The 26,435-nt window shown below is 46.4% G+C and carries 25 protein-coding genes and 1 tRNA gene; 1 reads left to right on the top strand and 25 read right to left on the bottom strand.

Annotated features, from left to right (window positions below):
• Positions 1-289: 289 nt before the first annotated feature.
• The 11 genes from lysS to tilS form a co-directional block, all read right to left on the bottom strand.
• The gene (gene lysS / locus AC2Q9J_RS16990) at positions 290-1,774 is read right to left on the bottom strand and encodes a lysine--tRNA ligase (protein WP_499041791.1); all 1,485 of its coding nucleotides are present in this window, start codon (positions 1,772-1,774) and stop codon (positions 290-292) included.
• A gap of 156 nt (positions 1,775-1,930) precedes the next feature.
• Positions 1,931-2,416, bottom strand: coding sequence for a 2-amino-4-hydroxy-6-hydroxymethyldihydropteridine diphosphokinase (folK, locus tag AC2Q9J_RS16985; RefSeq protein ID WP_499041789.1), 486 nt, complete (start codon positions 2,414-2,416; stop codon positions 1,931-1,933).
• Complete coding sequence (gene folB / locus AC2Q9J_RS16980; protein WP_499041788.1) at positions 2,413-2,778, bottom strand: dihydroneopterin aldolase; 366 nt, start codon at positions 2,776-2,778, stop codon at positions 2,413-2,415. Before folB ends, folK begins: the two co-directional genes overlap by 4 nt.
• A complete protein-coding gene (folP, locus tag AC2Q9J_RS16975) occupies positions 2,778-3,590 on the bottom strand; it encodes a dihydropteroate synthase (protein WP_499041786.1) in 813 nt (270 codons plus the stop codon). Before folP ends, folB begins: the two co-directional genes overlap by 1 nt.
• A 130-nt stretch (positions 3,591-3,720) precedes the next feature.
• Positions 3,721-4,653, bottom strand: coding sequence for a cysteine synthase A (gene cysK / locus AC2Q9J_RS16970; RefSeq protein ID WP_499041784.1), 933 nt, complete (start codon positions 4,651-4,653; stop codon positions 3,721-3,723).
• A 101-nt stretch (positions 4,654-4,754) separates the two neighbouring features.
• Positions 4,755-5,699, bottom strand: coding sequence for a peptidyl-prolyl cis-trans isomerase (locus AC2Q9J_RS16965; RefSeq protein ID WP_499041782.1), 945 nt, complete (start codon positions 5,697-5,699; stop codon positions 4,755-4,757).
• Positions 5,683-6,564 carry an Hsp33 family molecular chaperone HslO gene (gene hslO, locus AC2Q9J_RS16960; RefSeq protein WP_499041780.1) on the bottom strand — a complete coding sequence of 294 codons (882 nt, stop codon included), beginning with the start codon at positions 6,562-6,564 and terminating at the stop codon, positions 5,683-5,685. Before hslO ends, AC2Q9J_RS16965 begins: the two co-directional genes overlap by 17 nt.
• Before the next feature lie 18 nt (positions 6,565-6,582).
• On the bottom strand, positions 6,583-7,350 hold the full coding sequence (locus AC2Q9J_RS16955) for a type III pantothenate kinase (protein ID WP_499041778.1): 768 nt from the start codon (positions 7,348-7,350) through the stop codon (positions 6,583-6,585).
• Positions 7,351-7,462: 112 nt separating this feature from the next.
• Positions 7,463-9,475, bottom strand: a complete 2,013-nt coding sequence (ftsH, locus tag AC2Q9J_RS16950) for an ATP-dependent zinc metalloprotease FtsH (RefSeq protein WP_499041776.1) — start codon at positions 9,473-9,475, stop codon at positions 7,463-7,465.
• A gap of 120 nt (positions 9,476-9,595) precedes the next feature.
• Entirely contained in the window at positions 9,596-10,147 is a 552-nt protein-coding gene (hpt, locus tag AC2Q9J_RS16945) for a hypoxanthine phosphoribosyltransferase (RefSeq protein WP_084242227.1), read from the bottom strand.
• A gap of 11 nt (positions 10,148-10,158) precedes the next feature.
• Complete coding sequence (gene tilS / locus AC2Q9J_RS16940) at positions 10,159-11,571, bottom strand: tRNA lysidine(34) synthetase TilS (protein ID WP_499041774.1); 1,413 nt, start codon at positions 11,569-11,571, stop codon at positions 10,159-10,161.
• Between the two features lie 107 nt (positions 11,572-11,678).
• Between tilS and AC2Q9J_RS16935 the strand changes: the two genes are divergently transcribed.
• Positions 11,679-11,752, top strand: a tRNA-Met gene (locus tag AC2Q9J_RS16935).
• 42 nt (positions 11,753-11,794) lie between these two features.
• On the opposite strand, the gene AC2Q9J_RS16930 is transcribed toward AC2Q9J_RS16935, so the two are convergent.
• The 14 genes from AC2Q9J_RS16930 to purR all read right to left on the bottom strand — a co-directional run bounded on the left by AC2Q9J_RS16930 (position 11,795) and on the right by purR (position 26,390).
• The gene (locus AC2Q9J_RS16930; protein WP_499041793.1) at positions 11,795-12,265 is read right to left on the bottom strand and encodes a DinB family protein; all 471 of its coding nucleotides are present in this window, start codon (positions 12,263-12,265) and stop codon (positions 11,795-11,797) included.
• A gap of 127 nt (positions 12,266-12,392) precedes the next feature.
• Positions 12,393-12,812: a S1 domain-containing RNA-binding protein gene (locus AC2Q9J_RS16925; protein ID WP_084242229.1), complete on the bottom strand. Its 420-nt coding sequence runs from the start codon at positions 12,810-12,812 to the stop codon at positions 12,393-12,395.
• Between the two features lie 139 nt (positions 12,813-12,951).
• A complete protein-coding gene (locus AC2Q9J_RS16920) occupies positions 12,952-13,338 on the bottom strand; it encodes an FtsB family cell division protein (RefSeq protein ID WP_499041771.1) in 387 nt (128 codons plus the stop codon).
• A gap of 106 nt (positions 13,339-13,444) precedes the next feature.
• Positions 13,445-13,735 carry an RNA-binding S4 domain-containing protein gene (locus AC2Q9J_RS16915; RefSeq protein WP_499041769.1) on the bottom strand — a complete coding sequence of 97 codons (291 nt, stop codon included), beginning with the start codon at positions 13,733-13,735 and terminating at the stop codon, positions 13,445-13,447.
• Between the two features lie 2 nt (positions 13,736-13,737).
• Positions 13,738-15,201 carry a bifunctional methyltransferase/pyrophosphohydrolase YabN gene (gene yabN, locus AC2Q9J_RS16910; protein WP_499041767.1) on the bottom strand — a complete coding sequence of 488 codons (1,464 nt, stop codon included), beginning with the start codon at positions 15,199-15,201 and terminating at the stop codon, positions 13,738-13,740.
• Complete coding sequence (locus AC2Q9J_RS16905; RefSeq protein ID WP_499041765.1) at positions 15,198-16,784, bottom strand: putative polysaccharide biosynthesis protein; 1,587 nt, start codon at positions 16,782-16,784, stop codon at positions 15,198-15,200. The genes yabN and AC2Q9J_RS16905 overlap by 4 nt, the downstream gene beginning before the upstream one ends.
• Positions 16,785-16,828: 44 nt before the next feature.
• Positions 16,829-20,362: a transcription-repair coupling factor gene (gene mfd / locus AC2Q9J_RS16900; RefSeq protein ID WP_499041764.1), complete on the bottom strand. Its 3,534-nt coding sequence runs from the start codon at positions 20,360-20,362 to the stop codon at positions 16,829-16,831.
• A 63-nt stretch (positions 20,363-20,425) separates the two neighbouring features.
• On the bottom strand, positions 20,426-20,989 hold the full coding sequence (pth, locus tag AC2Q9J_RS16895; protein ID WP_499041762.1) for an aminoacyl-tRNA hydrolase: 564 nt from the start codon (positions 20,987-20,989) through the stop codon (positions 20,426-20,428).
• A 105-nt stretch (positions 20,990-21,094) separates the two neighbouring features.
• Positions 21,095-21,754, bottom strand: coding sequence for a 50S ribosomal protein L25/general stress protein Ctc (locus AC2Q9J_RS16890; protein ID WP_101803448.1), 660 nt, complete (start codon positions 21,752-21,754; stop codon positions 21,095-21,097).
• A gap of 97 nt (positions 21,755-21,851) precedes the next feature.
• Positions 21,852-22,814, bottom strand: coding sequence for a ribose-phosphate diphosphokinase (locus AC2Q9J_RS16885; RefSeq protein ID WP_084242236.1), 963 nt, complete (start codon positions 22,812-22,814; stop codon positions 21,852-21,854).
• A gap of 13 nt (positions 22,815-22,827) precedes the next feature.
• Positions 22,828-24,201: a bifunctional UDP-N-acetylglucosamine diphosphorylase/glucosamine-1-phosphate N-acetyltransferase GlmU gene (gene glmU, locus AC2Q9J_RS16880; RefSeq protein ID WP_499041760.1), complete on the bottom strand. Its 1,374-nt coding sequence runs from the start codon at positions 24,199-24,201 to the stop codon at positions 22,828-22,830.
• 453 nt (positions 24,202-24,654) lie between these two features.
• On the bottom strand, positions 24,655-24,939 hold the full coding sequence (spoVG, locus tag AC2Q9J_RS16875) for a septation regulator SpoVG (RefSeq protein ID WP_084242255.1): 285 nt from the start codon (positions 24,937-24,939) through the stop codon (positions 24,655-24,657).
• Between the two features lie 246 nt (positions 24,940-25,185).
• Positions 25,186-25,560, bottom strand: a complete 375-nt coding sequence (locus AC2Q9J_RS16870; RefSeq protein ID WP_499041758.1) for a RidA family protein — start codon at positions 25,558-25,560, stop codon at positions 25,186-25,188.
• Positions 25,561-25,562: 2 nt separating this feature from the next.
• On the bottom strand, positions 25,563-26,390 hold the full coding sequence (purR, locus tag AC2Q9J_RS16865) for a pur operon repressor (RefSeq protein WP_499041756.1): 828 nt from the start codon (positions 26,388-26,390) through the stop codon (positions 25,563-25,565).
• Positions 26,391-26,435 lie beyond the last annotated feature (45 nt).

The raw sequence follows: 26,435 nt of genomic DNA, 5'->3' as shown, positions 1-26,435 counted from the left end.
GATTCGCTTTGATCTGCACAAGTGCTGATCAGTAGATTGTTTGTTGACGTTTTGCTGTTCAGTTTTCAAGGTTCAAAATAATATCAATGCCGTCGTTTGTGACAGCGACTTTTCAATATTACCAGCTTCTCTAAAAGATGTCAACAATGAAATTGTTTTATCTTTTCGAAGCTTGTGCGTGTATTAAAAACGCGACAAGAAATATTGTATCATTGCTTCTAAAAAAAGACAAGCATTTTTTCAAAAAAGAAAAAGCCCATTTTAAAATGGGCTTTTCTTCTGTAAAAGGTTAGTCTCTAGGACGCATTTGAGGGAATAAAAGAACGTCTCTAATTGAGGCTGAATCAGTTAACAGCATTATTAATCTGTCGATACCAATCCCTAAACCACCAGTTGGAGGCATCCCATATTCAAGTGCTTCAATAAAATCTTCATCCATCTCATGCGCTTCATCGTTGCCTTCTGCTTTTTCGATAAGTTGGGCTTCGAATCGTTGACGCTGGTCAATAGGATCATTTAATTCAGTGAAAGCATTCGCGTGCTCTCTACGTACAATAAATAATTCAAATCTGTCTGTGAAACGCTCATCTTCTGGATTCTTTTTGGCCAGAGGTGAAATTTCAACCGGATGACCATAAATAAAAGTAGGTTGTACTAGTTGTTCTTCAACTTTTTGTTCAAAGAATTCATTTAGAATATGACCCGTTTCCATAGTAGGTTTTATTTCAATATTATGCTCTTTCGCTAAAGCTTGTGCTTCTTCCTTTGTCATCGGTTTCCAGAAATCCACACCTACGTATTCTTTAACGGCATCTGCCATATGGAGACGTTTCCAGCCTGGCGCAAGGTTAATCTCTTCTCCGTTGTAACTGACAGTAGTTGTTCCAAGTACTTCTTGTGCCACATGAGCCACTAAGTTTTCGGTAAGTTCCATTACATCGTTATAGTCTGCATACGCTTCATATAGTTCAAGCATTGTAAATTCCGGGTTGTGACGAGTAGAGATCCCCTCGTTACGGAATACACGACCGATTTCATAAACTTTTTCAAGTCCACCAACAATCAGGCGCTTCAAGTGCAGTTCTATAGCGATACGGATATATAGTTCCATGTCCAATGCGTTGTGATGAGTTACGAATGGACGGGCTGCTGCTCCCCCGGCAATTGAATGCAGCATTGGCGTTTCCACTTCAAGGAAACCTAAGTTATCCAGGTAACGGCGCATTGACTGGATAATGCGGCTACGGAGAATGAAGGTCTCTTTGCTGTCTTCACTTGTGATCAAATCCAGATAGCGCTGACGGTAACGCTGCTCAACGTCTTTCAGGCCGTGGAATTTTTCCGGCAACGGACGCAAAGCTTTTGTTAGAAACTCTACTTCTTTCGCTTTTACAGATAGTTCACCTACATTAGTTTTAAAGACAGTACCCTTCACTCCGATAATGTCCCCCAAATCTGCTGTGTTGAAGAAACTGTATGCTTCTTCACCAATAGCATCTTTACGGACATATATCTGAATTTGGCCTTTTAAATCCTGAAGATGGGCAAATCCTGCTTTCCCTTTGCCTCGTTTTGTCATAATACGGCCGGCAATCACTACTTCATGCCCAGCCTCTTCCAATTCTTCTTTGGAAAATTTATCGTATTGCTGTACTATTTCTTCTGATAAATGTGTTCGTTCGAAACGAGAGCCGAATGGATCCATTCCGCTATCACGTAAAGTTTGCAACTTTTGTCGTCTCACCAATATTTGATCATTTAACTCTTCTGACATTCCCTACACTCCTTTATTTATAAAAACCACGCTCGTTCGTGTATTTATCTATTGTACACAATTTCTCTTCTTCCTACATAAAAAAAGCTGCCGGAAATTTAAGGCAGCTGAATATCCTCTGCCGACTTAACATTTCTTACAGCTTCAATTGCTATTCTATTCTTCGAGCAAAAATGAATCAACGTCGTTATAAGTTTTCCATATCTCAATGCCTTCTCTTTGAGGTTCTATAAATTCCTGTTCCGGATCAAGTTCCAGCAACGGTATTAACACAAAAGCGCGTTCATGCATTCGTGGATGCGGTATGATCAGCTTCTCTGTTTCCCATTTATCATTATTATATAGCAGGATATCCAGGTCTATTGTTCGTGGGCCCCATCTTATTACGCGTTTTCTATCTAATTTCCTTTCAATGTCCTGGCAAACTTCGAGTAATTCAAAAGCAGAAAGTGCGGTTTGCAAATAAACAACCATGTTCAAAAATGCATCTTGCTCAGTAAATCCTACGGGATCCGTTTCATATAAAGAAGAAATTTTTACAACATCGACTGTCGGATGCTTCCTTAATAAACGCACTGCCTCCCTGAGCATTCCCACACGGTCACCCAGATTCGATCCGAGCGACAAATAGCTTTTATTCATATGAATTCTCCTCTGGTGATATCGACCGCTACGGATTTGTAATGGCCAGGTATCGGCGGGTCGGGTTTAATCAATTGAATACGAATGCCTTTTACTAATGAAAAAGTGGAAAGTATCTCATTTGAAAGACGTTCTGCAACGGCTTCAAGAAGTTTTTTCGGATTACCTTCTATTACTGACTGGCATACGCTATAAACCTCGCCGTAATGGACGGTGTGCTCCAAACCGTCAGTTTCTCCCGCCTTTTTCAAATCCACAGCCAACGATACCGTTAGACGGAAACGCTGTCCGAGCTTCGTTTCTTCCGGAAAAACTCCGTGGTATCCATAGAATTCCATTTCATTCAAATGAATATAATCCATTATTCTGCCCCCTTATAGCTTATTTTGCCATTTAAGAGATCCGTCATCTTTAAAGCACGTACCGTTTCTTTAACGTCGTGAACACGAACGATGCTGCACCCTTTGCTGACTCCGTAGCAAGCTGTAGCCAGGGAACCTTCCATTCGCTCATTTACAGGAAGATCCAAAACCTTTCCAATCAATGATTTACGCGAGGTACCTAATAAAACCGGGTAGCCTAATGCGCAAAACGGTTCCAATAATTGCATCATCTCGATGTTCTGATATGTGTCTTTACCGAATCCAATGCCCGGATCAAGCCATATCTGCTCCCTTTTCACACCCGCTTCCAAAGCGATTTGAATACTTTCTTCCATATCGTTTTTCACTTCATTCCAGAAATCGGTATATGACGTATCGTTACGGTTATGCATCAAAATGATGGGCACTTTATGTTTAGCAGCAACCGCCGCTATCGCAGGATCATATTTCGCTCCCCAAATATCATTGATAATATCCGCTCCCGCAGCGATTGCAGCTGCTGCTACTTCCGATTTATATGTATCGATTGAAATAGCGATGTCCAACTCTGCTTTCAATGCCTTAATCGCAGGGACGACCCGGCTGATTTCCTCTTCGACAGAAATTTGTTTATGGCCCGGTCGAGTAGACTCCCCGCCTATATCAATAATGTCAGCGCCATCCGCCACCATCGCTTTTGCGTGTTCAACAGCATTTTCAACAAAATTATACTTGCCGCCATCCGAAAACGAATCGGGTGTTACATTCAATATACCCATCACCAGGGTTTTTCCGCTAAAATCGATTTTCAAAGCTGCCACCATCCATTTCAATAAAACATCTTTTTATTTCTCGGGAAATATTCTATGTTTCTATCTTAACGTTAATAATCTTTTTTATACCACAAAAAAGAGGCATGCGTCAGCATACCCCCTCAGTTTATCAGTTATTTTCTTCGAATTGGTATAAAGGAGTGCTCAGGTAGCGCTCGCCGTTGGACGGAAGAACTGCCAGCACTTTTTTGCCTTTGCCGAGGCGTTTCGCCAGTTGAAGAGCTGCATAGACAGCGGCACCGGAAGAAACGCCGCCAAGAATACCTTCTTCACGGGCAACTTTTCGCGCCGTTTCGTAAGACTGGTCATTGGATACTTGAATTACTTCGTCGTAAATCTCAGTATTCAATACGTTGGGTACAAAACCTGCTCCAATTCCCTGGATTTTATGCGGGCCTGGTTTGCCGCCCGATAAAACTGGTGAATCGGATGGCTCCACTGCTGCAATAAGAATATCAGGGTATTTCTCTTTCAATACTTGTCCGGCTCCAGTGATCGTTCCGCCCGTTCCGATACCTGAAACAAACGCATCCAGCTGGTCGCCCATCGCTTCCACGATTTCAGGACCAGTAGTCAGACGGTGAACTTCCGGATTCGCTTCATTATTGAATTGCTGCGGCATGAACCAATTGTTTTCAGCTGCTTGTTGCTCAGCCATCTTGATCGCGCCGTTCATTCCTTCCGCTCCCGGAGTCAGAATCAGTTCCGCTCCGTATGCGCGCAGTAGGTTGCGGCGTTCCATGCTCATTGTGTCCGGCATAACCAAAATCGCTTTATAGCCTTTTGCAGCTGCGATCATTGCCAACCCGATGCCGGTATTTCCGCTTGTCGGTTCGATAATGACGTCGCCTTCTTTTAAATCTCCGGATTTTTCAGCCGCTTCAATCATAGATAACGCAATACGGTCTTTCACGCTGCTGCCTGGGTTGAAGTACTCTAATTTCAAATAAACTTCCGCATCCTCTGCGCCAGTAAGACGATTTAATTTAACGATAGGCGTTTGCCCAATCAATCCTGTAATATCATTTGCAATACGAGCCATTTTTCAACACTCCTAATCCCTAGTAGTTTAATCGGCATTTCGTGGATTCATCGTATCAATATTTGTCCCCCGCTGTCAAACAGCAGGATTGGCTTTTGAATTTATTCGCCGTAGAACCATTCGGTGTCGAACTCCTGCCAGAAAGCTTCCGGTGTCACCGATTGCGGCAATTGTTCCAAAGCCAGCTCACGGCTGATATGGCCTTCAACATCTTTATATGTAAAAGTCTGACCTTGCGCCTTGTCGGTTACTGTTATTACAGCCACCCGGCCATCCGCCATCATCAGCGGCTCCGACCATTTATCCGTTTCCACTGAAGCGACAGCATTCGCTACCGCAGCGTCGATAGTGGATTGGCCTGGGACGACGTAACCAATATCACCGCCGAGGCTGCCGGTTGCTGTGTCGATTGAACGTTCCCGCGCCAGTGCTTCGAACGAAGAGCCGTTTTCAAGTTCTTCTATTACACCCTGTGCTTCATCTGTTGACTGCAGCACAATCATGCGCGTCCTGTAGGAATCCGGGATATCGTAAAGAGCCTGGTTATCCTGATAGAAGGTTTCTATGGCAGCTTCTTCAATGACGACATCTTTCGTCAGCACTTTTTCAAGAATCAATTGTGACTTCACTTTTTCACGCATCCGTTCCTCATCGGCGGAATAAAGCGTTTTTTCACTGCCGTCACGCGCTGATCGCATCATCGCCAGTTCCAGGTCGACTTCTTTATCACTTACTTTGATGCCATATTCCTTAGCCGCCGTTTCCATCACTTGGAGGTTGACGAGTTCAAGCAGCGTTTCGCGGCCATGCTGTTCTTCCATCGCGGCCATCCATTCCTGGCGGGTAATTTCTTTGCCGCTGACAGAAGCCACTTCCTCATTGCCGCCTGGATTGTTCGGTATCAGCCAGGCGATAAACCATAATAGATTCCCTGCGAATAAAATCAACAGCAGGTACATCAATGGTTTTGTTTTTAATCTCCTTCTGGGCCTGCCCGTGTCACCCGGTGATGCGCCGGGCCGCCCGTTGTCACGATTGTAGCTCATCGATCATCGCTTCCAATTCTTCTTTTGAATAACTGTATGTTTCCAGACAGAAATGGCATTGCGTTTCAGCTTTGCCTTCTTCATTGATGATTTCCTGGATTTCTTCTGCACCAAGGCCCATAATTCCTTCAGCAAAACGTTCTTTGGAGCAATTACATTCAAATTTCACCGGTATTTTGTTCAGGATTTCAACATTGCCTTCACCGAAAATTTCATCCAGAATACCTTCCGGACTTAGTCCGCGCTGAATCATTTTTGAAACAGGCTCAATATTGGCCAATCGGTTTTCCAGTTTCGAAATCGTTTCTTCATCCGCATTCGGCATCAATTGGACAATAAAACCGCCGGCTGCTAGCACAGTATTATCCGTATCCACCAACACGCCGAGGCCCACTGAAGAAGGCACTTGTTCAGACACTGCAAAATAATACGTAAGATCTTCCGCTATTTCGCCGGAAACGATCGGGCTCTGCCCAGTGAAATAATCACGCATGCCGAGATCCTTGATGATTGACACCATGCCGTCTTTGCCGACTGCGCCGCCGACGTCCAATTTGCCCGCAGGACTGAGGTCCAGATGGGTTTGCGGATTTCTCGCATAGCCACGGACACCGCCGTGCGCATTGCTGTCCACAAGAATCGCGCCAAGCGGCCCGCCCCCATCGATTTTCAACACGACTTTGTCATCGCCTTTCAACATTGCGCCGAACATAACGCCGCCTGTCATCAAACGGCCTACTGCCGCTGTAGCAGTCGGCCACATCATATGCCTCTTTTGTGCTTCCCCTACAGTTTCGGTACTGTTTACCGCAAAAACTCGGACGCTGCCGCCAAAAGCGAGCCCGCGCACTAAATAATCTGCCATCTCAATCGCCCTTTCTTGTTACGCTTCATTTCGTTTATAAATTAAATAAAGTCCTTTTAATGTAAGGAACGGTTCCACTTTATCGATGAGTTTTGATTCAGCCGCTATGAAAGAAGCCATTCCGCCTGTCGCAATAACTTGAGGCGTTTCCTCACTCTGCTGTTTCATCCTTGTGATGATGCCTTCCGCCTGCCCGACAAAACCATAGACAATGCCCGCCTGCATGGCAGAAACGGTATTTTTGCCGATGATACTATCCGGTCGGGCAATTTCAATGCGCGGCAATTTCGCAGCTCGGCTGTACAGTGCTTCCGTCGAAATGCCGATTCCCGGCGCAATGGCTCCACCCATGTATTGATGGGCTTCATTGATATAGCAATAGGTTGTGGCCGTACCGAAATCGGCAATAATGAGCGGGCCGCCGTATTCATGGATGGCCGCCACCGCATTCACGATCCGGTCTGCGCCCACTTCACGCGGATTATCGTATTTAATGTTCAAACCGGTTTTCAATCCTGGGCCTACAATCAATGGTTTAATATTAAAATATTTCAAAGCCATGCGCTCTAATGAAAACATGATCGGCGGAACGACCGATGACATGATAATGCCTTTGATATTTTTGAATTCCAATCCGACATCCTGCAGAAAGGCTTTGATCTTCATGCCATATTCATCTTCAGTTTTATGGCGGTCTGTTTCCATTCGCCAGTGCTGAGTCAGTGTCTCCCGCTCATAAATACCTATAGCGATATTGCTGTTGCCGACGTCCATTACTAGAATCATTATACGGTCCCCATTTATCTACAATTTTCCAAAATATCATACCATAGTTTCATACGAAAGAAAAAAAGCTGGCGCCTATTCCCTAATGGAATCGGACACCAGCTTCAGCTTATTATTTACGGTCTTCCCGGATCGGATCTTTTACTTCTCCAGTGGATGGCTCTTCAGTTGGAAGATCTCCAGCTGAAGGATCGCTCGGTGCTCCTGTTACGTCAGGAATTTCCGCGTCTTTTTCCAGGTCGACGTTTTTATCTTCATATTCTCCGTTCAGCGCTTCATATGAACGCTCCGGCAGAGTACCGTGTTCTTTCAGATGCTGAATTTGAGCGGCATCCAATGTTTCAACTTCAAGCAATGTCTGCGCAAGCAATTCGAGAAGTTCTTTGTTTTCAGTAAGAATCTCTTTTGTGCGGATGTATTGCTCTTTGATGATGCGTTGGATTTCCTGATCAATTTCAAATGCGATGGCATCTGAATAATTCTGTTCTGAATTAAAATCGCGGCCAAGGAAAACATTTCCGCCTTGTGCCTGGCCGAATTGGATCGGCCCGATCTTATCACTCATTCCGTATTCCGTAACCATGCTGCGGGCAATTGCCGTTGCACGCTGGAAATCATTATGAGCGCCGGTTGAAACTTCTCCGAATGTCAGATCCTCGGCGACACGTCCACCAAGCAATCCGGCAATCTTATCAAGCAACTCCGGTTTCGTCATAAAGTAACGGTCTTCACGTGGAAGCATTACAGCGTATCCGCCTGCTTGTCCGCGAGGAACAATGGTTACTTTATGAACAATATCAGCATCATCGAGTACCAAACCGATGACCGTATGGCCTGATTCATGGTAAGCGACGATATTGCGTTCTTTTTTCGAGATGACACGATTCTTTTTAGCTGGTCCCGCTATTACACGGTCCGTTGCTTCATCGATATCGGACATATCGATTTTGAGTTTATTGCGGCGGGCTGCAACAAGTGCTGCCTCGTTCAATAAATTCTCCAAATCGGCGCCAGAGAAGCCTGGAGTACGTTGAGCGATAGCTTTCATATCCACGCTTTCGTCAAGCGGTTTGTTGCGTGCATGTACTTGCAATACTTCTTCGCGTCCTTTTACATCCGGGCGGCCAACTGTGATCTGGCGGTCAAAACGGCCAGGGCGCAGAAGTGCCGGATCCAGGATATCCGGACGGTTTGTTGCAGCAATAATGATGATTCCTTCGTTCGCGCCGAAACCATCCATTTCAACCAATAGCTGGTTCAATGTTTGTTCACGTTCGTCATGTCCGCCGCCGAGGCCTGCGCCACGCTGGCGTCCAACTGCATCAATTTCATCAATGAAGATGATACAAGGCGCATTTTTCTTGGCGTTTTCGAACAAGTCACGGACACGTGATGCCCCGACCCCTACGAACATTTCCACGAAATCAGAACCACTGATTGAGAAGAACGGTGTTCCCGCTTCTCCTGCAACCGCACGGGCCAGCAAAGTTTTACCGGTACCCGGAGGTCCGACCAGCAGAATCCCTTTAGGAATTCGCGCGCCGATATCGGCGAATCTGCGTGGATCTTTCAGGAAGTCGACCACTTCGACCAATTCCTGTTTCTCTTCGTCCGCTCCTGCTACATCATTGAAGCGCACTTTCTGCTTCTGATCGTCATACAGCTTCGCTTTACTTTTGCCGAAGTTCATCACACGGCCGCCTCCGCCGCCCTGTGACTGGTTTAGCAAGAAGAAGAAAAGGATGAAGATGATGATGAAGGGAATGATGCCTGTGAAGAATTGAACCCAACCGCTTGTCTGCGGCGCTTCCAGGTATTTAATCTCAGCTCCGTCAGCTCGCGCAATTTCATCGATTTGATTCATCAATGCTTCATTTTCCAATGGAATATTCGTTACAAAAGTCTGGTCATCGTCGTAACCATTCAATGAACCTGTAACTTCATAGACCATGGATGTAGGCTGTATCGTAACTTCCTCGATTTCTTCATTTTCCAAAGCCTGCAAAAAATCGTCGTATCCTAATTCTTCAGTAGGTTGTCCACTATTATTAAATGTCCCCAGAATACCGATGATAACTAGGAAAATCAGTAAATAAAATATGGTGTATCGAAATATTCGATTCATCCCAAGCCTCCTCACAAAGTTTCCCAAAACTATACTAAATACTAACATAGGAACATTTAAGCATACAACGATAAGCACTCGCCTGCTGGGCTAAATCCGCATACTGTGAACTACTTATGTCTATTCCTGTTCTTCGCTGTAAACCTCTGGCTTGAGAATCCCGATATAAGGCAGGTTACGGTATTTTTCTGCAAAATCAAGGCCGTATCCGACAACAAATGCGTCAGGCACTTCAAAGCCGATATAATCCGCTTTCAAATCCACTTTCCGGCCGGATGGCTTGTCGAGCAGCGTAACGATTTTGATCGAATTCGCTTTCCGGTATTTAAAGAGGTCCACCAAATAGCTGAGCGTCAGACCGCTGTCGATAATATCTTCGATGATCAGCAGATCGCGCCCTTCCACACTGGCATTAAGATCTTTGATGATTTTTACTTCCCCTGAAGAAACAGTTGCGTTGCCGTAGCTGGAAACATCCATGAAATCCATTTCGACATAGCCGTCAAAACGCTTCATCAAGTCTCCCATAAATGGCATTGCACCTTTCAGCACGCCGATTGCCAAAGGATATTTATCTTTGTAATCATTGGTTAAGGTTTCTCCAAGTTCGCGTGCTTTTTCCTGCAGCCTTTCCTCAGAGATCAAGATTTCTTCGATGTCTTTCTGTAACATAAGTGGGCCTCCTATAATTCGCTTTCGCGATCTTCACATTTTTGTTCCATAAGCACCCAGTTGTCCTGCGGGCGCGGGAAACGGCTGATATGCAGCGACGGGCGCAAACCCGGCACCAGTATAACTTCGCCATTGCTGTCTGTGATGACGGGCCAGTCCTTCCGCAAAGGGGCAGGAACTTTCTCATCAATCATCAGCCTGGCCACTTTCTTGGAATGCTCCATCCCGGGCAACTGAATGCGATCACCCGGCAGCCTGCTGCGAATCTTCAGCTGCGGCTCGGCCGCTTCCGAGAAATACCATGCAACAGCATCTTCCTGTTCTTCGAAATGCTGCATAGAAATCAGTTTATAACGAAAATTATTCACCGCTCCTGACCATTCACCGGTAATTGGTGAATTGAATTCTGCAGGAGCCGCTTCCAAGTCTCGGCGACTGAATAAAACATGATCATATTGACGAATCATCATATAATTTTGCGGCAAATGCAAAAAAACGGTGCCAGAAGAACTCTGCATCATCCCTTGCACTTGATCGGCAAGTTGTCTTGTGACATTTACTTGCTCGCCGCCATATAGATAGTTTAATAGTAGTAGAACCATTCTTTTTTGTAAAGCAGATGCATAGGATCTGAATCTTTCGGCTGACAACGAAATTTCCTGATTTTTTGCGGCAACCAGCAAATCCAATTTTTCCTGGGCCATTTCCATAAGGAAATTCTGATCTTCCTGCAGGCTTTCAGATAGTTCCACAAACTGTTTCGATACGTCAGCGTTTTCCTTCTTTAATTCGGGGACTACATTTTTTCGGATTCTGTTCCGGGTATAGATGTTTTCGGCGTTGCTCGGATCTTCTCTAAAGGGAATCTCATTTTCTTCTGCGTAAATGGCAATCTCCTGTTTCGTCACTGCCAATTGAGGACGGACAAGCTGGCCGTTTCCGAACGGACGGCTCGAAGGCATTCCGAAAGAGCCTGATTGGAGCGTTCCCCGGAGACCCGACATCAGGATGGTTTCGAGCTGGTCGTCTGCATGATGGGCAGTTGCGAACTTCGTGGCACCCGTCTGTTCCATCACTTCCTCAAAATAGCTGTAGCGTTCCTGGCGGCATACTTGCTGTTTGTTGCCGCCCTCGGCTTCTAAAATAGAAGGAATTGGAATGTCGCGGCTATGGAAAGGGACGCCCCATTGCCTGCAGATGGCTTCTGTAAAAAGCCGGTCCTCGATGGATTCATCAGCGCGCAGCATGTGGTTGACGTGAACAGCTTCAATAGTGATTCCAAGTGATGCTTCCCGCGTTTTCAAATAATGCAGCAGTACCATTGAATCGATTCCACCCGAGCAGCCGAGGAGCACATGGTCTCCTGTTTCCAGAAGTTTATGCCTGGTTGCATATTCGGCCATCTGTTCATGGAAACTCTTCATCACCGTTCACCCCCTTATCATTTGTTTTATTGGAATAAAGTTTTTTGCAAAACGTGATTGACTTGTTGCTGTTTCGATAGTATGATATGAAATGTCCGTTTCATCATGGCGGCGTAGCTCAGCTGGCTAGAGCGTACGGTTCATACCCGTGAGGTCGGGGGTTCGATCCCCTCTGCCGCCATCTTATAGAAATAAGCGTCCCTTTCGCGGGGACGCTTATTTTTTATGCCTTCGATTCCAGAAAAGCATCGATCTGCCGGCGATGATGGGCATCGTGCGACAACAGCCCTTCAAAATAATTTGCAGCATTTGTCTCTTGGCTGCCAATCGTAAAAGGCGCTATAAAGACGTTCGGATCCATTTCTTCAATAGCTTTTGCTAAAAGAGCCCGTTGTTTTTGCGCATTAGCAAGAATGTACGGGAACTCACGTGTTTTCACATTCTCCACTGCTCTTCGGTTAAACGCATCCACATCCGGAAAAGGTTCGATGGCCGCTCCTTCACTTATAAAAGGCAAGCGCTCTTTCCGCATAAACCGGTCCCATTCCCCAAGATGCGCAATGATTTCCGACACAGACCATTTCCCCTCAGCTATCGGCGCATGCGCCTCTTCATCTGAAGTGATCCGTGTATTCAATGAAGCCAAGTAGATTTCATATTCCCTGAAAGCCTCCAGCAATTGTCCTTTTTCCATAAACAATCTCACACTCCAGCGGAAAATTTGTTATAAAAAAACGCTTCCCGATTTGAGAAGCGTTCCATCATCAATATGGTTCAGCTGCGCTGAAGCATTTTTCCATGCCATTAAAACAGCTAGCAAGTTAGCCTCTTCTTGCACCCCGGCCGCCACGTTTAGATTCTGTAGCGCGCTTCAACGTCGTCATATTCTCTTCGCTGTCTTTCAAGAACTTCGCCATTTTTGTTTCAAAGTTCTCTTTAGGCGCGCGGTCAAATGAACGGTTGCTTGGACGTGGGCGTTGTGGACGATCTGTTGCGCCAGCTGGCTGTGGTTTTGCTTTGCGAATGGAAAGGCCGATTTTGCCGTCAGCTTCTACATTCATTACTTTAACTTCAACCATTTCCCCAACTTTTAAATGATCATTGATGTCTTTTACATAGTTGTCGGCGACTTCACTAATATGCACGAGGCCTGTTGCACCAGTTGGAAGCTGAACGAACGCTCCAAAATTTGTAATACCTGTAACTTTACCTTCTAACTTGCTGCCTACTTCAATCGACATAAAAAAAATGCTCCTCCTTAAAAATTAAGATGGCTACTAAAAGCCATAAAGTTAGTATCCTAGGGTTTTATCCCTACTTTTTATTATAACCATGAAAAAAAGAGTGTCAACTGACGACTCTTTTTATCACGGTTTTTCTTCACTTTTCCGGTAAGGTAAAGATAATTTCGCCCTGTTCAGAAACAAACAGTTCTTTTTTGGCCAGTTTCGCCAAATATTCATCATCATTCAACAGGATAATCTGCTCTTCCAGTTGAGTCTGTTCTTTTTTAACTTCCTTAAGTGAAAGTTGTGCTTCTTCCCGCAATTGCTCTTTTTCGGCCATTGTCTGGGATTGCGCATAGATGGTCGTGCCGATCCAGATCGTCGCCAGCAAGACAACGATTCCGAAAACCGCCAGCCTTCTGAACAGCCGGACTTTGTGTGCCATCTGCCTTTTTTCTTTCCGTTCCACCGAGCGGACATAGTCATTTCGTATTGAAGCAACTTCCGGAGCAGCGGTGGTTTTTTCTCTCTTCAAACTCATGACTTGTTTCCCCCTTTGCTTACGTTGTTGCCATTATACATGAAAACCCTTACTTTTATAAGGGTTTTTTTCGTTTCTGAAAAATAAAAAACTGATTTCCAAAGCCTTACGCTTCGTCATCGATGAACTCAGGTTCAATCTTTTCCAGCTTTTCTTCTTTTAATATCGTGTACATATTGGCCGTTTCTTCTTTGCGGACGTTTTCTTTCAGCATATCCACCCGTACCGTTACAACCTTTTGGCCGAAACGGATTTGCAGTTCGTCGTTTTCTTTGATGACAGAACTTGCTTTGGCTTTATTGCCGTTTATCGTGATACGGCCTTGGTCTGCCACTTGCTTGGCCAATGTCCGGCGTTTGATCAGCCGGGAAACTTTCAGGAATTTATCAAGACGCATGGTTATTCTCCCTTTCTTGCCAATAATTTGGCTCTGTTCCAGAACTCATCGAGCTGTTCTAATGTGTAATCGCCGAAATTGCCGGTGCCTTCTGCCACTTTCTTCTCTACAAAACCGAATCGGCTGCGGAATTTCCGGTTGGCCTGCACCATCGCCTGTTCCGGCGACAAATCATAAAATCTTGCAATGTTCACGAGTGTAAACAGCAGGTCCCCCAGTTCATCGAGCTGATCCTCTTTGGAACCATTCGCCAGCTCATCCCGGAATTCCTGCAGCTCTTCTTCGAACTTCTCCCAGGCACCTTCGGCATCCGACCAGGTGAAACCAACCTTCGCTGCTTTCTTTTGGTAATTATAAGAGGTCGTAAGTGATGAACTGAAACGCTCCTGGCCTTCGAGTAAAGAATCAGCCGCCGGTTTTTCCTGCGCTTTGATTGCCTGCCAATTGCTGACCACTTCATCTGAGCCATCGACCTTGGCATCGCTGAAAACATGCGGATGGCGGCGGATCATTTTAGCGCTGATCGATTCGAGCACATCTTCAAGCTGGAAATAACCGTTGTCCTGTCCGATTTGTGCATGAAGGAAGATCTGCAATAAAACATCGCCTAGTTCTTCGGCAATTGCATCGTCATCCTGTTCCTCAATCGCCTGCAGCAGTTCATGCGCTTCTTCCAATAGATAAGGCATCAGACTTTCATGTGTCTGCTCACGATCCCATGGGCATCCTTCAGGGCTGCGGAGTTTCGCGATGACCGAGCGGAAAGTCTGCCATTCCTTCAGCCGTTCCTGCTGATCGGTTGCCGGCGGCACATAAACTGTGGTCAGATTATCAATTTCAGCGGCATGGTCAAGTTCATGCAACGGAACCGTCTGCAGTTTCTCCTGTGCCGATCCGGCCGCCGTCACAATCGTTACCGGATAATCGTCCGGATATTTCTCCATCAGCGTCAATTTAGCTTCCGAAGCACTGAAGGTGTCGTAAATCTGGGCGATGAGAATGTGCTGATTCATATTCAATCGTTCGCTTTCCATTATGGTGCCGTCGACCAATTGGAAGCCGTCGATCGGGTCGATGCGGAGAGCACCGAATATCGAATCGAGAAAACTGCTGCCGCCTTCAATCATTAATTGGCATTTACCTGATGTTTCCGCTTGAATCAGGTGCTGCACAGTTTGTTCAGCGACAAGCGGATGGCCTGGAACCGCGTAAACGACTGGTCCTTCTTCCGACAGCTGGAGCAGCGTATCCGCAATTTCCTGATAGACCGGCGCGAATTCATCGTGTTTCTCGTATATTTCGTCAAAGCTGGTATAGACCAGTCCTTCCTGCGCTAATTCAGTAAGCACGGGATGGTCTGCCGTCCGCACATACAAGCGCTCAGCTTTTTTTAATTTTTTATAGACACCGAGCGGCAGCTGGTCGAGATCGCCAGCGCCGAGTCCGATGATATGGATTGTATTCATCGTCTATCACCTTTTTTCTTTGAATTGATGGCTAATTGCAACTTGGCCATTTTTCGGCCGAACGGCATGATATACCATTGCTTTTCAGTAATGATGCGGCTTTTCGCAATTATCGCGAGGAACACAGCCGCACCGAGCGGAACTGCTGTCAGCGCTGTTGCAGCCGCCGCTAAACGGCTCGGCAATGCATCGAACAGAGTCCAGTCAGCGAAAATCGCCCAACCGAGAACTGCTGCACCCATCGCCGTCGAAGCGATTAAAATCCAGCCATAAAAACGGGTTGGCGCAAATCGCAGCGGCCATTGATTTTTAAAGTAAATCACTAGGCCACACACAATAAAAGCAAGACCTAAATTCCCTGCCAATGCGGCACCCATCACTCCGTAAAGAGGAACGAGCAGCCAGTTGCCAATGATTTTCACCGCAAGGCCGCCAGCCATTAAGAGCGCAGGCACCCGCACTTTTCCAATGCCATGAAGCAACGCCGTAAGAATGAGCAGCAGCGACATCCAGACGATCTGCCAGCTGAATACGATGAGCGCGGCTGATTGTTCTCTGGTCTGGAACAGCATTTCATTAACATAAGGCATAACAAACGTCAGACCGGCTGCAGCTGCTATAGCGAATAACAAGGAAATCCGGTACGCCAGTTTAGCGTAGAGTTCAGCTGAACGGCCATTTTTTTTACGCTGCATTTGAGCGACCAACGGCACAATCGACAGCGCCAGTGAAGTTGCCACGAGCAAACCGAACTGGGCGAGCGGCTGGCCGCGGTCGTATATGCCTTTTTGCTCCATTGCCGTCAGTGTTCCAATTCCACTGACTTCAAGCAGGCGGAAGACACTGAAGGAATCCGCCATCTGGAATATCAGGAGAATCAATGAACTCATGCTGACACTTAAACTGATCGCCAGCATTTTTTTAACAGTCGGCCATATTTCGACCGGAACGGACTGGGGCTGTTTGATTGCAAATTTTTTAAAGAAATAAATCAGCAGCCCCACAGCCGCCAGTTCACCCGCAACTGCACCGAACATTGCCGTCTGTCCCGCGGCGTAGAGTGAAAAGCCGTTTGTTACTACAAGCCAGGTACCAAGCAAAATGACAGTTACCCGAATCGCCTGCTCGATGACCTGCGCATATGCGACCGGCTGCATCAAGCTGCCTGCCTGGAAACGGCCTTTCATCACTGCAAGCGGCGCCATCAGCAATACCGCAAATGAACCGACTTTCAATAACGCGCTTAATTGGTTATCACCCATCCACGCCGCCAGTAGATCCGCCCCCAGAAAGAGGGCCGCGAATATTACCAAAGAGATACTGGCAATCGTCCAAAAAGCGATTCTGATAATGGCACGGTGTTCATCTGGCTTTGAATCCGCCAGCATCTTGGAAACGGCAACCGCAAATCCGTAAGAAGTCCAGATGCCGAAGACGGCAATAAACGGATAAACCTGCTGATAAATGTAAAAACCCTGATCCCCGACCATATTCTGGAATGGCACCCGGTAAGCCGCACTGAGTATTTTCACGATCAGGCCGGCCAGCGTCAAAAGGACCGCGCCTTTCATAAATGTCTTCATTGCACCTTCTGTGTTCAACCGGATTCACCCATTCCATCTTCGAATTAATTTGTCGTTTCCACTTCCCGGAGAGATTCCGGCAATAATTTCATCATGCCTTCCAGAACATCGAAAGGATGGTGCTTGGCTGTTTTATTTTCATCGATTGTCATGACAAGCTGCTGGCCCGCCATGCTGAAGCCGACTGCACGGCCATAAGCTGCCGATTCTTCGACTAGCTTACCGCCATTGACGGCTGCCGTGCCTTGTTCGCTAAGTTTAATAGAAATGATTTTACCGTTTTGTTTAATCGATTCGACGCCCACCTGGCGCCCCCACACTTTCATCAGGGCAATGCGCAGAAGACGGTCAGTTTCGAGCGGCATGTCGCCGAAACGGTCTATCAGTTCGTCCTGCAGTTCTGTGACTTCTTCAGCTTCATCTATACCTTTGACCCGCTTGTACATCTGGATCTTCTGATAGCCGTCGCTGATATAGGAATCCGGTATATAAGCGTCGACATCCAATGAAATTTCGATTTCCTGAACCGGTTCTTTTTTGATGCCGCTCTGGCGTTCTTCAATTGCTTCTTCCAACATTTGGGAATAAAGGTCGAATCCTACCGAGTCAATAAAACCGTGCTGCTGGGAGCCCAACAGATTCCCTGCTCCGCGGATCGTCAAATCACGCATGGCGATTTTGAAACCGGATCCGAGTTCGGTGAATTCTTTGATTGCCATCAAGCGCTTCTCCGCCACGTCCGTCAGTACTTTGTCCCGCTGATACATGAAGTAAGCGTAAGCTACACGGCTTGAACGGCCAACACGTCCCCGCAGCTGATAGAGCTGGGACAAGCCCATGCGGTCGGCGTTTTCAACTATTAACGTATTGACGTTCGGAATATCGATGCCTGTTTCAATAATTGTCGTCGTCACCAATACATCGTAGTCGCCGTCCAGGAAGCCGAGAATGATCGATTCCAGCTCGGTTTCAGACATTTGGCCATGGGCATAGCCGATACGGGCTTCCGGCACCAATTGCTGGAGCTCTTCCACTTTACGCGTCATATCATCGACCCGGTTATATAAGTAAAATGCCTGTCCGCCGCGCGCCATTTCGCGTTCGATCGCTTCACGTACGAGCGCGCCGTTTTGTTCCATCACATAACTTTGGACCGGAAAACGGTTTGCCGGCGGTGTTTCGATGACAGACAGGTCACGCACCCCGATCATTGACATATGAAGCGTCCGCGGAATCGGCGTTGCCGTCAGCGTCAACACGTCGACATTGGTCTTCATCTGTTTGATCTTTTCTTTATGGGTTACGCCAAAGCGCTGTTCTTCATCAATGATCAATAAGCCGAGATCTTTATAATGCATATCTTTTGAAAGGATTCGGTGTGTTCCCACCACAACATCCACAGAACCATTCTTCAGACCTTTAACGGTTTCCGCCTGCTGTTTTTTCGAACGGAAACGGCTCATGAGCCCCACTTCCATCGGATAATCCTTAAAGCGTTCACTCATCGTATCAAAATGCTGCTGCGCCAGAATCGTCGTCGGCACCAGGAAGGCCACTTGTTTGCCATCCAGAACTGCTTTAAAAGCGGCACGTATGGCGACTTCCGTTTTGCCGTAGCCGACATCTCCGCAAATCAGCCGGTCCATCGGCCGTTCTTTTTCCATGTCCTTTTTGACTTCATTGATTGAACGCAGCTGGTCGACGGTTTCGTCGTAAGGGAACTCCGATTCAAATTGCCGCTGCATATCCTGCTCTTTGGAAAAGGCATAGCCTTTCAGCGCTTCCCGCTCGGCATAGAGCTTGATCAGATCGTCCGCAATATCCTGCACCGCTTTCGAAACTTTCGCGCGGGTTTTCTTCCACTCTGCGCCGCCCATTTTATGGAGCTTCGGCTCTTTTTCTTCGGAAGCGATGTATTTCTGAATCAGGTCGATCTGATCGACCGGCACGAATAATTTATCATCCGCCTTGTAGACGATATGGAGATAATCTTTATGGACGCCTTTGACTTCCAGTGTTTCGATACCTACGTAACGTCCGATACCGTGGTGGACATGGACAATATAATCCCCCGGTTTAATTTCGGAATAACTCTTAATGCGTTCAGCATTAGTCAGTTTCTGCGCACGCGTCTTTTTCTTCGGCTGCTGTTTGAACAATTCCGAATCGGTAATGACGGCAAAGCGCTGCAATGACATCTCAAAGCCATTTGCAAGATCTCCATCCGCCAAATACACTTTGCCGGGCTGCACTGCTGTAGACTCCGTAAGAATTTCAGCTTCAATTCCGTAATCTTCGAGCACCGAACGGACCTTCCTTAACCTTTCGTCGCCTTCGGCTATAACGAATACACGGAATTTCCCCATCACCCAGCGTTCCATTTCCGCTTTCAATAAATTCATCTGGCCATGGAATGACTGCATCGGCTTACTGGAGAAGGCAATCGATTTCTTGACTGATACCATCGGGAACGTCCGCACAAATAAAGACAGATACGTCATCTTCTGTTTCATTTGGCCAATCAATTCGCGGAACGTGTAGGACAGATTAACGCCTTGAAGGAATTTCCCTTCTTCCAATAAAGAAACGATCCATTCGCCTTCTTCACGTTCCAGCGTTTCCGTCATTTCCTGGATACGACCCAGTTCATCAAAAAACACGTAACCATTTCCCGGGAAATAATCACCCAAAGAAGCGGATTGGGTTTCTACCAACGATGCATATTTAGCTGCCTGATCGGGGATATCACCTTGCCGCAGGATGTCGATATCATGTTGGATATATTGAAGCAACAACTCTTTCGTATCGTCAGCCTTTGTTTTCTTCAGTGTAAAAGCTAATTGCTCTTCAATGCGGTCTGCCAACGCGTTTCTTTGCGTTTTATCAAGTACCAGTTCATTAGCCGGTAAAATGCATAATGAAGCAATTTTCTTTAAGGAACGCTGGTCTTCCGCATCGAAAATACGGATAGAATCAACTTCCGTATCGAATAATTCAATTCGGACCGGGTGTTCAAAGTTCAACGGATAGACATCGAGAATGCCCCCGCGCAAAGCAAACTCACCTGGGGCCGTTACCATCGTGGTGCGGGAATAACCCATAGCCACCAATTTCAATAGCCACTGGTCTGCATCCAGCTCTTCTCCGTCTTCCACACGTAAAGTAGAAGCGTCCCATTGTTTTCTTGAAGGCAATAATTTTCGCATACCGGCGACTGGCGTAATGTAGATGCCTTTTCCGGTATTCGCCATATGGTCGAGTGTATCAATTCGGTGAGCGCGGAGTTCGGGGCCTGAAAAAGAGACATCCGCCGCAATCAGTTCTTCTGCCGGATATAAATGGACCAGTTCTTCACCAAGTAATTTCACAAGATCATCATAGACTCGCTGCGCATGCAACAGGTTCGGTGTGACAATCAGCATCGGGGCCTCGAGCTCACCGTAAAGGGTACGGTAGAAGAAAGTGCGCCCGCTTCCCGATAATCCCGAAACCAGCTGATGATCCTGCCCTTTTTTCAAATCACCAATTAACTTTTGTACGTGTGAATCCTCTGAAAAAGCTTCTAAAATATGATTCATGAAGATTCCTCCTTTCCCGGGAAACAGAAAAAAGCTCTGAACGCGTTATGCGCCAAAGCGAATCTATGCTCCATTGTATTTGGTCATGACTTCGATGAACGGTTTGCCCAGCCAAAATTCACAGGCTTCAGCTGATTTTTGGACTGCTTCTGCCATATCCGCGCTTTCCTCTTTCGAAAACCTGGATAAGACATAATCCGGCACTTTCATACCAGCGGGCGGACGGTCGATGCCAATCCGGATCCGGTTGAAGTTTTGGGTTCCCAAATGCTGAATCAGCGACTTGATGCCATTATGTCCTCCGGCACTGCCCTTTTGGCGCAGCCTCAATTGTCCGGTCGGCAGATCCAGATCATCGTAAATTACGATGATGTCGTCAATGCCGATATCGTAATAATCCATTATCGCACTGACACTTTCACCGGATAAATTCATGTACGTCAGCGGTTTTAACAGCACGACTTTGCCCTCCGGGCGGTGTATGACTGAATACATGCCTTTGAATTTCGCCTGCGTCAGCGGGGCGTTCCATTTCGATGCCAAATAGTCGATTACATGGAAGCCGATATTATGGCGGGTCTGTTCGTATGTTTTACCTGGATTGCCCAGGCCAATAATCAATTTCATCGCAACTCGTCCTTTGCTTTTCACTGCTGTCTATTTTACCACATACTCTTATTAATGAAAAAACAGGGACTGCCAGAAGACAGTCCCTGTTTCTTCTGTTAAATTTTAAGCTTCTTTATCTTCGTCAGAGTCGGATTCTTCGTCACTTCCGACCACTTCCGGCTCAGCGCCTTCAGTTTCAGGAGTTTCTTCAAGCTCATCCATCTCTTCCTGTGTACGAGGTGCAGTCACTGAAACCAATAGGAAATCATCTTCATCGAGGATTTCATATGATACAGTATCACGGATATCACCGACTGAGATGTGATCACCGATTTCAAGTTTGCTTACATCCACTTCAAGCGCATCCGGAATATCCGATGGCTTGACTTTGATATGGACTTCACGGTTCGGCTGGTTGACGATGCCGCCTTCTTTTTCACCAGCAGCTTCACCGACAGTATGGACAGCCGCCGCGACTTCAAGTTCATCAGACATATTGATCGCCAGGAAATCCACGTGTTTGAAGTTGCCTTTTAAAGCGTCCATTTGATAGTCGCTCATTACGACATTGAACGTTTTGCCATCCAGTTCAAGATTGATGACGCCGTTTCTTCCAGATTCACGCAAAGTCTTGATCAGATCTATCTCAGAAACTGTCAGCGGAGTCGATTCGGCCTGATAGCCGTAGACGATTCCCGGTACATCACCTTTACCTCTTAATTCTGTTAACGATGAATGCGGTGTACCGCTTTCTCTTTTTTGTGCTTTCATTTTTGTAGCCATATACATTTCACCCTCCAAGTTTTATAAATGTTCGTAGTTAGTGGATACCCTTAAACATTTATCATCAAACCTTGGAGGGTGAGAAAGGAATTTATACTCAGTCGAATAACGTGCTGACTGATTTCTGTTCGTGCACACGCACGATTGTTTCAGCCAATAATTTAGCTACCGACAATTGCTTGATTTTCGGGGATTTCTTCTCTTCAGGCAAAGCGATTGAATTCGTAATGATCAATTTCTTGATGACAGAATCATCGATGCGCTGAATAGCCGGGCCAGATAGTACCGGGTGCGTACAGCACGCGTAAACTTCTTTCGCTCCGCTTTCAATCAATGCACTGGCAGCAATTGAAATTGTGCCGGCCGTGTCGATGATGTCATCGATGATGATGGCTGTTTTGCCTTCTACATTACCGACGATATTCATGACTTCCGCTACATTCGGACGCGGACGGCGTTTATCGATGATGGCAATCGGCGCTTTCAGGCGATCCGCCATTTTACGCGCACGTGTCACACCGCCGTGGTCAGGTGAAACGACGATGACATTTTCAAGGTCTATGCCGCTTTCATTCAGGAAGTATTCCGAGATAAGAGGTACTGCTACTAAATGGTCGATCAAAATATCAAAGAAGCCTTGGATTTGAGGCGCATGCAGATCCAGTACAACCACACGTGTAGCTCCGGCTGTCTCCAAAAGATTCGCTACCAGTTTTGCCGTAATCGGCTCACGCGAACGCGCTTTACGGTCCTGGCGGGCATAGCCGTAATAAGGAATGACTACGTTGACAGTCCGTGCTGAAGCACGTTTGACCGCATCAATCATGATCAGCAGCTCCATCAGGTTCTCATTGACAGGCTGTGAAGTGGATTGGACGATGAAGACATCATAGCCGCGAATACTTTCTTCGATGTTGATCTGGATTTCTCCGTCACTGAAGTGTGTAACCGAACTCTTTCCTAGCGGAATGCCTACATTTTCAGCAATTTCTTCCGCTAATTCCCTATTCGAATTCAATGAAAAGATTTTCAGTTTACTGTCTGCATTTTGATAACCCATTAAGGTGTACCTCCTATTTTTTCACGTTTAATTTTGAAGCATAACCATCTTTGTTTTCCTGGCGGGCACGCGCAATCGCCAGCGCGTCATTCGGCACGTCTTTGGAAATTGTCGAGCCTGCCGCTACATAAGAACCTTTGCCGATTGTTACCGGCGCAATAAGATTTGAATTGCACCCGATGAACGAATCATCTTCAATTTTCGTGACATGTTTATTTTTACCGTCGTAATTGACTGTAATGGTACCGCAGCCGATATTGACGTTTGTTCCCACTTCCGCGTCGCCGATATAGCTCAGGTGTGAAATTTTACTGCCATTGCCAAGCGCAGTTTTTTTCACTTCGACAAAATTGCCGATTTTGACTTTATTGCCAAGATTGCTCTCCGGACGGACGTGCGCAAATGGACCAACAGTTGTATCCGTGCCGATCGAGCTGTTGTAGATTTCTGAAGAACGGATTTCTGTCCGGTCACCGATCGTGCTTGAAACGATACGGCTGTTGGATGAAATGAAGCAATCTTCCCCGATGACCGTACGCCCTTCGATGATGACGTTCGGATAAAGGACCGTGTCAGCCCCGATTTCAGCTTCTGCACTGATATAAGTAGAAGCCGGATCGATGATGGAAACACCGTTACGCATATGTTTTTCAGCGATGCGCGCGCGCATGATGCCTTCCGCCTGGCTGAGTGCCACACGGTCGTTGACGCCAAGGGTCTCATCAAAGCTGTCTGTAGCATAAGCAGCGACAATTTCACTTTGCTTCTGAAGGATTTCGATTACATCCGGCAGGTAATATTCACCCTGGACGTTATCATTCGAAACCAGCTTCAGCGCTTCAAATAATGCTTCGTTGTCAAAGCAGTATGTGCCCGTATTAATTTCCCTGACTTGCTGCTCATCTGGCGAGGCATCTTTTTGCTCAACGATTTTTGAAACCTGTCCATTACCGTCACGGATGATACGGCCATAGCCAGCCGGATTGCCGGCGATTGCTGTAAGAATAGTCGCTTTAGCTTCTGTTTCTTTATGATGGTCCAGAAGTGACTGCATTGTTTCAGCGCGTATCAACGGCGTATCTCCGCAAACAACCAAAGTCGTCCCCGGTTTGCCTTCAATCAATGAAGCTGCCTGCTGTACAGCGTGTGCTGTACCCAATTGCTCTTCCTGCAATGCGTATTCGCTGCTGTCGCCCAGCTGCTCCCGCACTTTTTCAGCTCCGTGTCCGACAATCGTAACGATTTTCTCGACACCCAGCTGTGAAACGTTTCCGGTTACATGCTCAACCATCGGCATGCCGCAAACCGGATGCAAAACTTTATACAATTTCGATTTCATTCGCGTGCCTTGTCCGGCCGCAAGTATTACTGCATATGTACTCGTCATGTATCCATCCTCCGTCCATAAGATTTTGTTCAATTATTATCTATTCCGCAACGCGTCCGCGTCTGAGCGCAAAAAAAAGCCGTTACGGCATACTTTTTGCAGCGGCCTGCTGTGAACAAGCGCATGCATTTTCTCTCTATTAAGAAGCTTTTGCCCTTCGGCTTTCCGCTCCAATGACTTATTCCCCCACTGCAAACCCATGGGTCTGTTGTAAAAAAGCACAGACGTAAAAATGCAATTTACAATAGCGTAAGCTGCACCAATGATTCGGCTTTTCTTAACTATATCGGAAAAACCTTGATTTTTCAAGGTTCGTGGCATGCGACGCACCCCTTAAGCTCTGAAGCACCGCGTAAGAATACATTGCCCACGCCTACCGCATAAAGACCAGCCATTTTCTCTTCATAATAAAAAGAGCCCGGATTCTGCTTCAGGCTCTTCTGTCTGTTAAATTCACACGCCCGCTTCTTCAAACACGGGATCATTCTCACTTTGTTCATAAGCAGCCAACACAGCTTGCTGAAGCTTACTTCGCGTTCCTGAGTTAATCGGATGCGCTATATCTCTGAATTCGCCATCCGGAGTCCGCTTACTGGGCATCGCTACGAACAAGCCGTCATTTCCATCAATCACCCGAATATCATGTACAACAAACTCGTTGTCCAGGGTGATGGAAGCGATTGCTCTCATACGGCCATCCGTCTGAACCCGCCTCAACCTCACATCAGTAACTTCCATTCTCATCACCTCTCCCCTAAGATGTTATTTTTGGAGCTTTTTATGTTATTCGCTACTAAGGACTAATCTCCTTCAAAAATTACAAAATTTATTAGAATATTTTGTTTTTATGATGAGAAAAACGCAAACACCCAATAAGCGCCGAAAACATAAGAAAGATCAGGGAGTTGCACTCTTTGCTGCGCAGCTGGAATCTGGACAATAAAAAATGAAGCTGCCTGTAAAAAGCAGCTTCATTTCAATTCTTTATTTAATTTTCGCAATAACTTCGATTTCAACTTTCACATCTTTCGGCAAACGGGCCACTTCGACAGTTGAACGTGCGGGTTTATGGTCGCCGAAATAAGAAGCATAAATTTCATTCAGTGCAGCAAAATCATTCATGTCCTTGATGAAAACAGTTGTTTTGATAACGTTATCCAGTGAAGAACCTGCTTCTGCCAAAACCGCTTTCAAGTTGGCAAAGACCTGATGCGTCTGTTCGCCGATCGCATCCCCGGCAATCTCGCCAGCAGGCGTCAATGGAATCTGTCCGGAACTATAGAACATGTCGCCTGACACCACACCTTGTGAATATGGGCCGATTGCGGCCGCTGCCTGATCAGTTGCTACATATTTCATAATCAATAACCTCCATCTGAGAAATAGTTTCCTTCTTGTAATTCAATCTTACGTTCTTTTTCGCTGACTTCGCGCAATTTAACAAGCGATAAATACTTTTCAACCAATTGTTCATCTTTATGTTCCGCTTCCACAAGAACTGCCACTCCAGCAAGCGTGCATTCGAATTCTTCAAGAAGATTCTTCATGCCGTTCATCGTGCCGCCGACCTTCATGAAATCATCGGTGATCAGCACACGCTGGCCGCTCTTCATGCTGCGCTTCGATAACACCATCGTCTGGATGCGCCGGGATGAACCTGATACATAATTGATGCTGACAGTTGAACCTTCGGTGACTTTGCTGTCCCTGCGTACGATAACGACCGGCACATTCAGATGGCGTGCAATGGCATGTGCAATCGGGATGCCTTTGGTCGCCACTGTCATGATGACGTCGATTTTCTCATGGGCAAACGCCGAGGCAAACACTTTGCCGACGCGGTTCATGATGTCCGGATTGCCCAGCACATCGGTCATATACAAATAACCGCCAGGCAGAAGCCGGTCTGAATGGCTTAATTCGCTGATCAGTTCCTGCATAATCGCTCTGATTTCCGGTTCCTGCAATTTCGGAATATATTTTACTCCCCCTGCAGCTCCCGGCACCGTCGCCAATAAACCAATGCCTTTTTGTTCGAAAGTCTCTTTGACGATTCCTAAATCCTCACTGATGGACGATTTGGCCGACTGATATAAATCGGAGAAATACGTCAGCGGAATCAATTTATGTGGATGCTCCAATAAGTAATGCGTCATATCTACTAAACGTTCACTGCGTTTCCACTTCATTTTCCACTCTCCTGAACACGAATGATTTATAGAAAACTTACCATA

The sequence above is a fragment of the Planococcus sp. RAB007_Raresut genome (assembly GCF_057369535.1).
The sequence above is the reverse complement of the archived record's forward strand: the minus strand, read 5'-3'. Positions and strand labels throughout refer to the sequence as shown.